The 13,481-nt window shown below is 38.4% G+C and carries 11 protein-coding genes and 1 pseudogene; 6 read left to right on the top strand and 6 right to left on the bottom strand.

From position 1 onward, the window contains the following. Positions 1-75: 75 nt before the first annotated feature. Complete coding sequence (locus P20480_RS14735) at positions 76-1,464, bottom strand: M28 family peptidase (protein WP_008127277.1); 1,389 nt, start codon at positions 1,462-1,464, stop codon at positions 76-78. A gap of 583 nt (positions 1,465-2,047) precedes the next feature. Then, positions 2,048-2,404: a hypothetical protein gene (locus P20480_RS14745; RefSeq protein ID WP_008127273.1), complete on the bottom strand. Its 357-nt coding sequence runs from the start codon at positions 2,402-2,404 to the stop codon at positions 2,048-2,050. 292 nt (positions 2,405-2,696) lie between these two features. On the opposite strand from P20480_RS14745, the gene P20480_RS17635 reads away from it, so the two are divergent. Then, positions 2,697-3,278 (top strand): polyamine aminopropyltransferase, encoded by a 582-nt coding sequence (locus tag P20480_RS17635; RefSeq protein ID WP_008127272.1) that lies wholly within the window; start codon positions 2,697-2,699, stop codon positions 3,276-3,278. Positions 3,279-3,501: 223 nt separating this feature from the next. Here the strand turns inward: P20480_RS17635 and P20480_RS14750 are convergent, their stop codons facing one another. Next, positions 3,502-3,906, bottom strand: a complete 405-nt coding sequence (locus P20480_RS14750; RefSeq protein WP_008127269.1) for a GFA family protein — start codon at positions 3,904-3,906, stop codon at positions 3,502-3,504. 285 nt (positions 3,907-4,191) lie between these two features. Between P20480_RS14750 and P20480_RS17630 the strand changes: the two are divergent. After that, positions 4,192-5,024: pseudogene (locus tag P20480_RS17630) on the top strand (hypothetical protein). A gap of 141 nt (positions 5,025-5,165) precedes the next feature. Next, positions 5,166-7,013 (top strand): ABC transporter ATP-binding protein, encoded by a 1,848-nt coding sequence (locus P20480_RS14755; protein WP_033025012.1) that lies wholly within the window; start codon positions 5,166-5,168, stop codon positions 7,011-7,013. Positions 7,014-7,071: 58 nt separating this feature from the next. Here the strand turns inward: P20480_RS14755 and P20480_RS14760 are convergent, their stop codons facing one another. Further along, on the bottom strand, positions 7,072-7,491 hold the full coding sequence (locus P20480_RS14760; RefSeq protein WP_008127262.1) for an MAPEG family protein: 420 nt from the start codon (positions 7,489-7,491) through the stop codon (positions 7,072-7,074). Positions 7,492-7,649: 158 nt separating this feature from the next. Further along, a complete protein-coding gene (locus P20480_RS14765; RefSeq protein ID WP_008127260.1) occupies positions 7,650-8,690 on the bottom strand; it encodes an endonuclease/exonuclease/phosphatase family protein in 1,041 nt (346 codons plus the stop codon). Positions 8,691-8,925: 235 nt separating this feature from the next. Between P20480_RS14765 and P20480_RS14770 the strand changes: the two genes are divergently transcribed. After that, positions 8,926-10,188 (top strand): valine--pyruvate transaminase, encoded by a 1,263-nt coding sequence (locus P20480_RS14770; RefSeq protein ID WP_008127256.1) that lies wholly within the window; start codon positions 8,926-8,928, stop codon positions 10,186-10,188. Positions 10,189-10,469: 281 nt separating this feature from the next. Further along, on the top strand, positions 10,470-11,669 hold the full coding sequence (locus tag P20480_RS14775) for an Nramp family divalent metal transporter (RefSeq protein WP_008127254.1): 1,200 nt from the start codon (positions 10,470-10,472) through the stop codon (positions 11,667-11,669). 80 nt (positions 11,670-11,749) lie between these two features. On the opposite strand, the gene P20480_RS14780 is transcribed toward P20480_RS14775, so the two are convergent. Continuing rightward, on the bottom strand, positions 11,750-12,202 hold the full coding sequence (locus P20480_RS14780) for a hypothetical protein (RefSeq protein ID WP_008127252.1): 453 nt from the start codon (positions 12,200-12,202) through the stop codon (positions 11,750-11,752). Between P20480_RS14780 and P20480_RS14785 the strand changes: the two genes are divergently transcribed. Next, complete coding sequence (locus P20480_RS14785; protein WP_008127250.1) at positions 12,187-13,368, top strand: PQQ-dependent sugar dehydrogenase; 1,182 nt, start codon at positions 12,187-12,189, stop codon at positions 13,366-13,368. The genes P20480_RS14780 and P20480_RS14785 overlap by 16 nt on opposite strands. Positions 13,369-13,481: the final 113 nt, after the last annotated feature.

Genomic DNA, 13,481 nt, shown 5'->3' with positions numbered 1-13,481 from the left:
AGTAAATAAGGTGCAAGCATAAAACAGGCTGCTTGCACTTTAAAAACTCTGACTGCTTTGTTTTTATACAAATTGCTATTTTATATTATGGTCAAACGAACCAACATCCCCAGGGAACACAACGGGCGACTCAAAACCATCATGACTAACAGATGAAATACCAAAGTAATAATTGTCTATTACTACATTCTCAAGTGTGAAATCAGAAACATTACCAACGTATTTACTAAACTGCCATTGCGGCTCGCTTGTGTAACGCCAATATATTTTATAACCGGCAATTGTGTCATCATTACTTTTTTGCCACGAAAACGAAGTACTAGCCTTTACTGCGCCAGTAATTTTAACGTCTTTAGGAGGGGCTGGAGCCCAAGCCATAGATGCCATAGTTACCGCATTGAGTGATGTTAGTTTAGCTGCATAATCAAAATCAACCCCGTCAATCGTATCGCCATATGTAATGCCATTTTCTGTGCGTAGGTCTTGGTGTTGACGATCATAATGCTCGTTTGTTTCCATTATGCGCACTGCTGCGAACCCAGCATCGTTAAATGGGCGATGGTGCCCGCCCCGTGCAAACCTATCTAGCCTGTAAACAAGCATTGTATCAAGGTTGGGGATGTACCTATCTGCAACAGTGTCAATATAACGGGCTAAATTTCTACTTGCAGAATCAACCTCACCACCCGTAAATCGACGAGTACGAGCCTGTGCTTTTGTTTCAACAACACGTGTACCTTCTGAAAAAATACGTGCGGTTGTATTGTCAGTCACTCCATTTATACCGGTAATATTGCCAATCATGTCATTATTTAAAACACCATGTACTTGCCAGTTATTCTTTTGAGCGTGCGCGGTTAAAATTTTACCACCAAATAACCCCTGCTCTTCCCCTGATAACGCAGCGTAAACGACAGAGCCATTAAATTTATATTTACTCAGTACGCGTGCCGCTTCAATAACACCAGCAACACCCGATGCATTATCATTAGCGCCAGGAGAGTCACTAGTAAAATCCATTACATCGCTTACACGTGAGTCTATATCACCCGACATCATCACCATTCTATTTGGTTCAGTACTGCCGCGCTGAATAGCAACAATATTTACCACCTCAACAGGATCAGGTATGCGTTTTTCGCCTGAAATAGTGTCTGATACCTCAATAATCTCTAGGCAACCACCACATTGTGCGGATATTTTTTCAAACTCAGCTTTAATCCAACGTCGAGCAGCACCAATACCTCGAGTGTCAGATTTAGTCTCTGAAAGTGTATGACGTGTACCAAAGTCCACCAGCGTTTGAATATCGCTGCCAATTCGCTCTGCTGACACACTTCCCGCAATATCATGCAGATTTTGTTGATCTTTATATTGCATATCAGCCGCAATAACGCCACTTGATGCTGAGCAAGCAAACGCAAGCATGCTTAGCTTTAATAATTTAATTGATGGTTTAAGCATTTATGTAGCTCCTTATTTTTATTGGTTTACAATTACCTATGTATTTGAATATCGCAATTAATTTGAGGTAGATACGAAAATAAGCACGCTAAAGCGCAGAAAAGAATAGTACTAATTCGAGTTCAATATAAAAATAGTTACCAAAGCTATAAAGTAAGGTAGCAGACCAAATATCCAAAGTTTTAACCCAAGCGTGTAATGCCTAAGCACTGTTGTATTCAACCTTGCACGAACTCTACTTTTATAATCCACAGCGTTACCCAACGCTAAATGCATACCCCCTAAAATTAACGCTAAATAAAGTGTACTGAACACGATTAAATTATTTCTAACGGAATCAGTAAGTAATTTTACATAATCAAAACAAAAGAAAAGAGCTAATAAACCAATATAAATAGATAGCACCATACCGATTAGGACACTCGCCTTGTGCCCCGTGTACGTATTATTTGGGTCAACTTTTTTCAACCATTGAGCACACACAAAATGTAAAGCGCAAATAAACGATCTCATCTTCTACCCTAGAATTAATGAGTAAGTTGGATATTGTTATAACCTATAAAATGGTCATGTAACCCCACACTTAGTAACACCCCAGCAGAAAACATAAATATAAGTATAAACACCACACAATTAACGGCTGTGCTTGTTTGCATACTAGTAGAAAAAAATGTAAACATAAAGCCAAAACAACAGTGAATATTGCAAACTTGTTGAATACAAAATAGCTGGGTATTTCAAATGCCCACAATGACGTTTCATTTATAAATTGCCTGTAACCATAAAATACAAAGGCAATAGCACCAACTAAAGCAACGGTGAAAGTAATTAGCGTGATGTCTAAAGCCATATTTTTATAAATAAGCAAATAACCGAGTCGAATTGAGTAAATAAAAATAGCGAGCCAAATTAACAGCACAGGGCCTAAAATTAATCCCATTTTTCTCTCCTTGAATGTTTTAAATGATTTAATTTAAACCCAAATACTACACGGTAAAGCAAATCAATAAACTTATAACCAAATAACTTAAGTAAACTTTTTATTTTCGTGCCAAACTAAGAAACTTAGATTCTGGATAATAGAGCGATCCCAAGCACCTATTGCCGGTAAATTCGCCTTGTTTTTATTAAAAATCCCAGACTAGTAAAATTTAATTATCATCATGATTTAACACGTTAGTAAATCACTTAATCAGAGTTCCGATTAAGTAGTCAATTTAAAAAGTAAGAGTATGCGCCAGTTAAAAAATGAAACGTTAAAATGTAACCTTGTACAATTTAAGCAAACCACGCTTGGTCCTATCTATGTTTATGAAAACGCGCAATACCGTTGGTTAACACTAGACGAAAAACGTGAACAAGATGCTGTTATTCAGGGCGTAATGAGTAAAAGCAAATCAGAGCAAGTTTTGGTACCTGTAAATCAGAGCATGCTCCTGTTTTTATTAAAACCAGTAACCAACCTTAAAATGTTAAATTTAGGGTTGGGAACCGCGGGCGTTGAGCGAGTTATCTATTATCTATTCAATAAAACAAAATTTTTAAATACTCTACACACCTTTAACACCGTTGAAATTAACCCTGATGTGGTTGAAATTGCACAAACACATTTTTATTTGCCAAAACCGCACTCTGTATTTTTACAGTCAGCAGAGCAATTTATTCAGCAATGTAAAATTAAATACGATGTGATCACCATCGACATATTCAGTGGAGAGTACCACCAGCCATTTTTAAACAGCGCTCTTTTTTTGGCAAAATATGACGCGCTGTTGCAATTCAAGCAGTCAAATAACACTCAACTTAAACCCTAAAACAGGTCAAGAGTTACAGCTGTTGTTGGCCTTGTTAAGAAAGTACTTTAAAGCAATCGCACTTGTTGAATTTAATGAGTATAAAAACATTGTTATTGTTTTAAGCCCTAGCTCACTAAAACACATTAGCGTCGACAATATTCAAGATTCTGACGTTTTTAAACATCTTGCTCCCAATTTATATCAAGATATTAATCATATTTACCACATTGAATCTTTTTAATTAGCGACCGGGTTCATGCTTTTCATAGCAAGGCAAACTGGTTTCTAACTGTTCCCAATTCGCTTTTGATGTAACAAAATTATGAGATATAGGTTTTTCTGCAATATCTGAATCCAGTAAACCTAATCGAATACGAAAACGGCTTTTATCACTGTTATTTTCGCTATAAATAGGCGAACCACAGCAGGCACAAAAATACCGTGTTCTACCGGGTTTAAACGCGTATCCACTTAATGAGTCTTGCCCTTGAGTGATTAAAAACTCATCAGCGTTTACAAAACCATTTGTAGCAAACGCTGTTCCGCTATTTTTTCTACACAAAGAACAGTGACAGTGAATAATACTGGTAATATTGCCTGTAATTTTCACATTTACTTTTCCACACAAACAAGAGCCTAAATACATAACACTTCCTTATTAATTTCAAAAATAAGCACAGGCGTATGTTAACTATAAAGTTATTTGATATGAATAAGTTTTAGTTATTTACTGAGCGCGACTACAAAATTTATATAGCTTTTGCTTAAACTTAAGCGCGTTAAATTTTTTTGGTTTACAATAAATCAGTTATTGGTTATAAATAAACCGTAATTTGGTAATGTAAAACTTAAGTCATTCAACAAAAAATTATTACCAATAACCATTTTTTCCTGTTTATGCTATCAATAACAATTAAATAAAGAGCAAACAATGCGCCATAAAAACGTTCTTCTGCCAATGTGGTTAATCACATTAGTAGCATGCAGCCAAAATCACCAACACCCTTCCACAAATCAATGGCTGTTAATCGATAATTTTGAAACGCAAACGCTAACATGGCAAAAAGCTGATACTGACAATCAAACCAATCCATACATAGCCAACCCACAAGTGACAAAAATTTCACGAGAGGCTGAATCCTCAAATCATTACTTATTAAAAAACCAGCCGCCGAAGGCATTATTGGTAATCGAAAAGCACTCAGTTTTACTAAGCTACCAAAAGTAGTTGAAGTGGGAGAAACTTATACATTTTTTACGCGCATAAATGTAGAAACGTTTCCTAACAATCACGCTTTTGGCTTAAGTAACTTACAACCCAATGAAATTAAAAAGCATGGTTACAATGCGTTTGAACCTACCTTACGTGTAACAGACAAAGCCGAGTCGAATGGATTTAAAAACGATGGCGCTTTAATGGTCAAAACAGATAAAGGTTATAGCAACATTCAAAACTACAACGCCGCCCAATCAGCAAAGCCCCTTAACACAAATCAATGGTACAGCATCTGGTATGTAGTGAATAACGCGCCTACAAAAATGCAAGGCCAACAATACAATGTGTATGTTCAAGGCGGTGAGTTTACAACGCAAACACTCGTGTATAAAAATGCAAAATTTAGAATGAGACGTGAACAACCACTTATTTACTTTTTGGCAAACACAAATACTGGTCCGGCTAAAAAGCCCTATGGTAACGGCGGTTTAAAATACGACGACTTATATATGAGCCGAGGCATTAACCTTTCAAACCCTGTTAGATAAAAAGCCTGTATAAGTAATAACTAACCTGAATTTTAGATATAAAATCTCTCAACTAAAGCTCATGTTAGTTAATACAAAACTGCATTTAAAAATACTTAAATGGTATGATACGTCACATTATTTGCTATTTAAGTTTTTAAAATGTATCGACTCTTTGAAAGAATGACCAACGCATTTCCTGAGGAAAAACCCACTCAGCCGCCTTCTACTTTATTTGCGTTTTGCCGCCATTACACTAAGGGCATGGAACTCTCGTTAGTGCTTATGTCGATAAGTGCAGCGCTGTTAGCTATTTTAGAAGTATCGTTATTTAGTTATATGGGCCAATTGGTTGATTGGCTAAGTACCCATACACCACAAACCCTATTTGTAGAGCAAAAAACTGAACTAATAAAAATGGCTGTTATGCTGTTAGTCGTTTTGCCTATTGTGGTGTTTTTTCATGCCGCTATTTTGCATCAAGCCTTATTAGGTAATTACCCTATGTCGATTCGCTGGTCAGCGCATCGGTATTTACTACGCCAAAGTGTAAGCTTTTATCAAAATGAATTTGCAGGGCGCATTGCTACCAAAGTAATGCAAACGTCTTTAGCCGTTCGCGAGGCGGTAATGAAACTGCTTGATGTACTTATGTACATAGTGGTTTATTTTGGCGCTATGGTGTTTTTAGTGGCTGAAGCAGACTGGCGCTTGATGATCCCTTTGCTTGTATGGCTTGCCTTATATGCTTCAATACAGGTTTACTTTGTGCCTAAACTTAAAAAAATTGCCAGCTCACAAGCCGATGCGCGATCAGAAATGACGGGCCGTATTGTTGATAGCTACACTAACATTTCAACTATTAAACTTTTTTCGTACACCCAACGCGAAGAGCAATACGCCAAGCAAAGCATGGATGTATTTTTACAACCCGTATATAAACAAATGCGCTTAGTAACCAGCCTTAACTTTGCTATTAATACGCTTAACTATTTATTGGTATTTAGTGTTGCCGCATTATCGCTTTACTTATGGTCAATGAGTGCAATTAGTGCTGGCGCTATAGCCGTTGCAGTTAGTTTATCGCTTAGATTAAACGGTATGGCGCAGTGGATCATGTGGGAAATAAGCAGCCTGTTTGAAAATATTGGCACCGCAACCGATGGTATGAAAACATTATCAAACCCAATAAAAGTAGACGATAAACCAAACGCAAACACCCTTGAAGTAACCCAAGGCAGTATTGAGTTTAAAGATATACATTTTAATTATGGCAAAGCCGCCAACGAAACTAACCGTGGCCCGGTAATGAATGGGTTAAATCTTAATATTAAACCCGGTGAAAAAATTGGTTTAGTTGGCCGCTCTGGCGCGGGTAAATCAACGCTTGTTAACCTACTGCTGCGCTTTTATGATACCGACTCTGGCACAATTAAAATTGACGAGCAAAATATTACTGACGTAAGCCAAGAAAGTCTTCGCCGCTATATTGCTATGGTAACGCAAGACACTTCTCTGCTTCACCGCTCTGTTAAAGATAATATTTTATACGGTCGCCCCGACGCGACCGAAGCTGAAATGTTAAACGCCGCAAAACAAGCTAAAGCGCTCGATTTTATTAGCGATTTAGAAGACTCAAAAGGCAATAAAGGGTTTGAGGCACAGGTTGGCGAACGTGGTGTAACGCTATCGGGTGGTCAGCGCCAACGTATTGCCATTGCACGAGTGTTACTTAAAAATGCCCCTATTCTTATTTTAGACGAAGCGACCAGCGCACTTGATTCAGAAGTTGAAGCGGCTATTCAAGCAAGCCTTGATGATTTAATGACAGGAAAAACGGTTATCGCTATAGCGCATAGGCTGTCTACCATTGCACAAATGGATAGACTCATCGTGTTAGATAATGGTGGCGTCGTTGAGCAAGGCTCACACGATAAACTCATTGCACAAGGGGGCATATATGCAGGCCTTTGGGCTCATCAAACTGGTGGATTTATTGGGGTAGAATAACACTTAATACAAAAAACCGACGTAGTAGTACTAACACTAAAACGTCGGTTTTTATTTATTAAGCTACTAAACGAAAACCTATTAGTACCAACATCACAATGTTGGCAATAAAGCTAATTAAAAAGAAATACGTACGCGGGCTTGGGTTTTTCTCTGTTGCAATCACATAGTATAAAATCATGTGAATTAAACGCGCAACGACATACACCCACACACACATTGCAAAAATTGCGCTTTGGTAATTAATTACAAATGCAAATAACACCGTGCCTATAAATAATGCGCTATTTTCTAATGTATTTTGAAACGTACGGTACGCTCTAAATATAAAGCTATCGTGCGATAAATCGTCGCTAATTTTACCCGGCACAGCACCGGGCTCCTTGGCCTTGCTAAAGGTCGCAACACCCCACTGCACCACCAGCATAATTAAGTAAAAGTAGAACCCTAAATAAGCAGATAAAGACACGTCATTCATTGTTAAATCCTTTATTTTAAAACTAAGTAATTAAAGCTGCATTACTTGTGCAAATTAAATACCAAATAAAAACTCTATTTATTCAGTAGCTTGCAATATGTTGGAAATTACTTTTGTAATAACTACATATTACCAAGTGCCATTTTACAACGGGCTTTTTAAGTTCTGAGGTTTAAAGTAATACACACAACGCCATGGTCAGTGGTTAAGTCGTCTCGCTCATATTCGGGGTTAATTAAATGCCTGTCGTACGTATTATGGTTACTTACTTCAAAAAAACTATCATCGTAGCTTGGGTCAAACTCGCACGACAGTAAAATATAATCAAGCACTGAGCTGCTTGTACCAAAGTAGTGAGTTGCTTTACGCGTTAGTGGTGCTGTTTGAGCAGTGTTTTCACCATCACTGTTACTTGCTTGCTGAGCATCATCAGCGGTAATTACTAGTTTTTCAAATAATGCCCACGAGTCATACAAACAGTACTTAGCTAGGTAGGCTTTGGCATCCATTGCGGGTGCAAACCTTAATGTATTGGTTAACAGGTGGTTAAGTACACCATCAGAAAGGTCGTTGTTAAAATCGCCCATTAATACCATGGGGTTTTGAGTCACTTCTCGTCGGGTGATCATTTGTATCATAATTAAAGTCGCTTCGCTGCCGCTTTGAATTGTTGAGCCCCAACTCCCTGCTACATTCGCTTTTAAAATATCGACAATGTTTTGCTCGGCTGTTACCGCTTTATTGTGTTCGTCTACCTCAAGCATGCCCCGCTTAGATTTAAAGTGTACAACATAGCAATCTGTATCTCCTAAGTGAGGTAACGTAACTGTGGCCCTGAGTACTTTACGACTAAATGAAAACGCCTGTGTTAAACCAAGTGAGCATGCTAGTTCCTCATCATGCTCCACTGCTATTACATCAACAATCGGGTATTTAGAGGCAATACCAACAACAGGGTGCTTAAAAATAAAATCATCTATAACATGGGGTTTATCAACTACAGCAAAATGGTTATAACCTTGGTTTAGCATTAATTCTTTAAGTGACTCAATACTAAATATTTCCTGAAAACCAATTACATCGGGCTGCTGCTCGTTTATGTATTCGGTGATCCAGCGCTGTTTTCTTGCCCATTGTTCAGCGGTGTATATGCGTTCAAACTCATAATAAGCGTTAGGTGGTTCAAGGTAGTTAAACAAATTAAAGGTGGCTATTTTAAGCTCGGTATTATTAATTACAGGCTCTGTGGGCAAGTTGACTGAGTCGTCGTTTATTTTATTTGGGTTATTGATAACTAAACACCTACATTTAATACTGCAATGATTATAACGCAGGAAGGCCATATGTATAAGTCGTGAATTATTCTCATCTATAAATTTACTCCGTTTTTTTACGTTATACTCTTTGCCTAATTTATTAAATGTATTAGGTTTTATGGACTATTCACACTTTGGCAGCAAATTTACTCAACCCAATGGTATTACACAGCTAATGGAAGATCTTGGTAATGCTAAAAGCAGTAATAACCCTAATTTAGTGATGCTTGGCGGAGGCAACCCCGCCTCTGTGCCACAAGTAAACACAGCGTTCATTAACGAGCTAAATCATTTAGTAAAAAATAATAAAATAGCGCAAATAATGGGCCTTTACGATGGCCCAACGGGTAACGATGAGTTTAGAGCAGCCCTTGCCAATCAGTTAACACAAGAATATGCGTGGAATTTAACAGCGAGCAATATTGCATTAGGAAATGGTAGCCAAGCTAACTTTTTTATTTTATTTAACCTATTTGCAGGCAAAATGGCTAATGGCAGCCATAAAAAAGTACTTTTTCCACTCGCGCCAGAATACGTAGGCTATGCCGACCAAGGTTTAACTGACGATATGTTTGTGGCCATTAAACCCGAAATAGAAATACTAAATACACCAAACGGCTCTAAACAGTTTAAATATGTAATTGATTTTGATGCGGTTAAGGCTGTACTTGCCAACGACAACAGCATAAGCGCATTATGTGTGTCGCGCCCTACCAACCCAACGGGTAACGTGATTACCGACGATGAAGTTCATCAACTAGATTTACTCGCAAAGCAATACACTATCCCCCTTATCATTGATAACGCCTATGGCGACCCATTCCCTGGCTGTATTTATACCGATGCAAACCTAACCTGGAACTCAAACATTATATTATGTATGTCACTTTCAAAACTGGGCTTGCCAGGCCTGCGCACCGGTATAGTGGTTGCCAATAACGAGATTATTAAAGCAATTAGCCGCGTTAATGGCGCTATGGTGTTATCACCTAATAGTTTTGGGCCAAGCTTAGTCACTCGCTTAATCAAAGATAATGAACTACTGCCTCTGTGTAAAAATACCATTTTGCCTTTTTATAAAAATAAAGCACAGGTCGCTGTTAGCCTATTTGATGAAATATTTGATGACTTACCTGTTTATTTACATAAGGTAGAAGGCGCATTTTTTATGTGGCTATGGTTTAAAGATTCAAAAATAACCAGCGAACAGCTTTACCAAAAACTTAAAAAACAAGATGTGTATATAATTCCTGGCCACAACTTTTTTATAGGTATTGAAGATAGCTGGGAGCACAAACATCAATGCGTGCGTATTAATTACGCCACCGATGAAGCAACGCTCAAAAAAGGCCTAGAAGCAATTAAAGCACTCATAATGTAAATATTCATACAGTGTCATTATAAGTTTAATTGATGGCCTCATACTCGTTTAAAGTTTATGCAAACGCGTTCTATCCCCTTTAAATTTATATATAAATTGGTATCCTACTCGACCTTTTTTAGCATATGCTTACATAAAAGCCCCCGTAAATAAGCGGCAATAGCTGCACCGTACTTATTTAAGTGGCGGCAATACACAACAGGCTTCGCGTATAATTATTGGTTTTAAACGTTAGGTGTAACTTTAAATAGCAACATGCAATAACACTATTAAGGTAAATTATGCGATTAGGTCCAGGATTACTCGTCACTGCTGCCTTTATTGGGCCAGGTACAATCACCACAGCCAGTGTAGCAGGCGCAAACTTTGGTTTTGCGCTTATTTGGACATTACTATTTTCAGTTATTGCCACTATATTACTGCAATCAATGGCGGCACGCCTTGGCGTTGCAACAGGCAAAGACTTAGCGCAAGCACTTAGGGCAAATATTCAAACCCCGCTATTTAAATCGTTAGCTATATTTTTGGTGATCAGTGCCATAGGTGTTGGCAGTGCAGCATACGAAGCGGGTAATTTAAGTGGTGCGAGTATGGGACTAATTGGCATATTTCCAAACGTTAATCCGCAAATATGGACCCCTCTAATTGCTTTTTTAAGTGCTGGTTTACTTTATAGCGGCAAACATAAAGTGGTAGAAAACGCACTTATAGTATTAGTGATTTTAATGAGCTTGGTGTTTATATCTACATTGATCATGGCTTCACCATCACTGGGGGATATATTGTCAGGCTTTACGCCAAGCTTGCCTGAAGGCTCAATAACAACTGTTTTAGCGTTGGTTGGTACAACCATAGTGCCGTACAACCTATTTTTGCACTCTGGTGTTTTAGCAGCTAAGCACGACAGCAAAAGTGACTTACAAAAAGTAATTAAGCAAACCAATGTTGATACTGGCCTTTCAATTACTTTGGGCGGTGTAATCACATTAGCTATTTTATCTACCGCGTCGGTCGCTTTTTATGGAACAAACGCAGGGCAAATTAGCGCAGCAAACATGGCAGTACAACTAGAGCCCTTGCTCGGTGATGCAGCCCATTACTTTTTTGCTATAGGGTTGTTTGCCGCAGGGTTAACTAGCGCAATAACCGCGCCGCTTGCTGGGGCTTATGCCGTATGTGGTATGTTAGGTTGGTCAAATGATATGGCAAGCACTCGCTTTAAAAGCGTTGCTATTATCATCTTATTATTTGGTGCTGCGGTAGCATCTCTTGGGTTAGACCCTGTCGCGGTTATAATATTTGCCCAAGCGGCTAATGGTTTATTACTTCCTGTTATCACTATTTACTTAGTGTGGTTAGTAAATCAAAAGTCGGTCATGGGGAAATTTACCAACTCGTTTATTTTAAACCTTGTTACTCTACCTGTGTTAATGCTTATTTTTGGCTTAAGTAGTTACAAACTCATTGGTTTAATTTTTTAATAAAGTATAAAAAGGGTTTTAAAAAGCCGTGGTTTTCATTAAACAGCGGCTTTAGCTAAGGAACTAGCCTTAAAAAACACTTAGTTTAACTTTGTGTTTTCAACTACTTTAATTAGTTGTGCAAACGCGTAACCGCCAATAGCGCCTGCAACCAACTGTAAATAAAAACCCCACCCTCTTGCGCCAGCAATAATGGTTATATTCATAATAGACTCAATCGCAATGAGCGCCGTCGCAAAAGCGGCTATACCCGCTATAACAAACAGCCCAGTACTATGTGCTTTTAATTTTTTATTAATAAACCAAGTCACTAAAAAAGCAATAGTGAGTGCAAAGGCAATAATAGCACCATAAGTAGGAAGTAAACCAAACCAATCGTCGAGTGTTAAATTAACACGGTCAGCAAACTCTACCACTACACCTACATTAACTAATTGATTGACAACGTATTGGCTATGAAACAAGCTAGCAAGCGTAAACGTTAGTAACCAAGCAACTAAAAATGAAGGGAGTATGCGTGTTAAAAACAACATGGTTATCTCAATTTAAACTAAATAATTTTTTATACAGTAGCAAAGGCTTGCGCGGTAAACAATGCATCTCGCTTTTTATACTATTCGCACTCTTCTCATTTAACGTCAATGCAAACAATGCATTACCTAAAAAACAATATACAACGCAAACACTCGCTACACAGCTAAACTCGCCTTGGAGTATGGTGCAACTGCCCGATGGTACATGGTTAATAACCGAACGCGACGGCCACGTAGTGGTTATTAAAAATAACGAGCAAAGTAGAATAAAATTACCACTTGAAGGTTTATACGTTGCAGGTCAAGGTGGTTTACTTGATATAGTACTCACGCCGAATTTTGCTAAGTCCAAAGAAGTTATTTTTACCTACGCCCAAGGCAATCTTGATGCAAACAGGCTCTTAATAGCTAAAGCTACTTTCAATGGTACACGTTTTACAACGCCAACAATCATTTACAACGTAGCCACAGATAAAGACACACCACAACATTACTCTGGTCGCGCCCTTATTCTCCCCGATAACACTTTACTGTTTTCAAGTGGCGATGGTTTTGACTACAGAGAGCAAGCACAAGTAGTAACCAGCCAACTTGGCAAAACACTGCGCATTACAGCAAATGGCAAAACACCCAAAAATAACCCTTTTATTGACCACAAAAACCCAACAGCTCATGCAGTGTATTCATATGGGCACCGTAACCTTCAAGGTTTAGTGTACGACTATGACACGCAACAAATTGTAAGCCACGAACATGGCCCCGCAGGTGGCGACGAGCTAAATTATTTAACGGCTGGAAATAATTACGGTTGGCCAGTCATTACAAACGGTGACGATTACTCGCAAGCGCGCATATCTCCATTTAGAGACTACCTGGGCATGCAAAAACCAAGCGTAGATTGGACGCCATCAATCGCTCCATCGGGTATGGCGTATTATGGCTCTAAACACGCCGCATTCCCTTCGCTTCAAAAAAATGTGCTCATTACCACGCTTGTAGATAAAAAACTCTACAGCGTTAATTTAGCGAATGGTAAATTCGCCCAGTCGCATGTATTTCCAGAAGCAACAGGACGATTAAGAGATGTATTTGTAACTACTCAAGGTAATGTAGCCATATTAACCGATGGAAAAAATGCTGAGCTGATGTTGTTTAAAGCTGATTAATTCACAAAGAGGATTTGAGGCGCTTCGCTTTTAGAGAAATATAATGGGTTATATTAGGACGCTTTAGCTATTTGCAGTTTGATGTCTGAAGTCAAGATTTGACCCCTTTATTT

It is taken from the genome of Pseudoalteromonas sp. BSi20480 (genome assembly GCF_000241365.1).
Taxonomy (GTDB): Bacteria; Pseudomonadota; Gammaproteobacteria; order Enterobacterales; family Alteromonadaceae; genus Pseudoalteromonas; species Pseudoalteromonas marina.
The sequence above is the reverse complement of the archived record's forward strand: the minus strand, read 5'-3'. Positions and strand labels throughout refer to the sequence as shown.

Excerpts from the sequence above, each read along its gene's own strand:
- P20480_RS14735 (WP_008127277.1), bottom strand. The coding sequence starts at position 1,464 with ATGCTTAAACCATCAATTAAATTATTAAAGCTAAGCATGCTTGCGTTT.
- P20480_RS14745 (WP_008127273.1), bottom strand. The coding sequence starts at position 2,404 with ATGGGATTAATTTTAGGCCCTGTGCTGTTAATTTGGCTCGCTATTTTT.
- P20480_RS17635 (WP_008127272.1), top strand. The coding sequence starts at position 2,697 with ATGCGCCAGTTAAAAAATGAAACGTTAAAATGTAACCTTGTACAATTT.
- P20480_RS14750 (WP_008127269.1), bottom strand. The coding sequence starts at position 3,906 with ATGTATTTAGGCTCTTGTTTGTGTGGAAAAGTAAATGTGAAAATTACA.
- P20480_RS14755 (WP_033025012.1), top strand. The coding sequence starts at position 5,166 with ATGTATCGACTCTTTGAAAGAATGACCAACGCATTTCCTGAGGAAAAA.
- P20480_RS14760 (WP_008127262.1), bottom strand. The coding sequence starts at position 7,491 with ATGAATGACGTGTCTTTATCTGCTTATTTAGGGTTCTACTTTTACTTA.
- P20480_RS14770 (WP_008127256.1), top strand. The coding sequence starts at position 8,926 with ATGGACTATTCACACTTTGGCAGCAAATTTACTCAACCCAATGGTATT.
- P20480_RS14775 (WP_008127254.1), top strand. The coding sequence starts at position 10,470 with ATGCGATTAGGTCCAGGATTACTCGTCACTGCTGCCTTTATTGGGCCA.
- P20480_RS14780 (WP_008127252.1), bottom strand. The coding sequence starts at position 12,202 with ATGTTGTTTTTAACACGCATACTCCCTTCATTTTTAGTTGCTTGGTTA.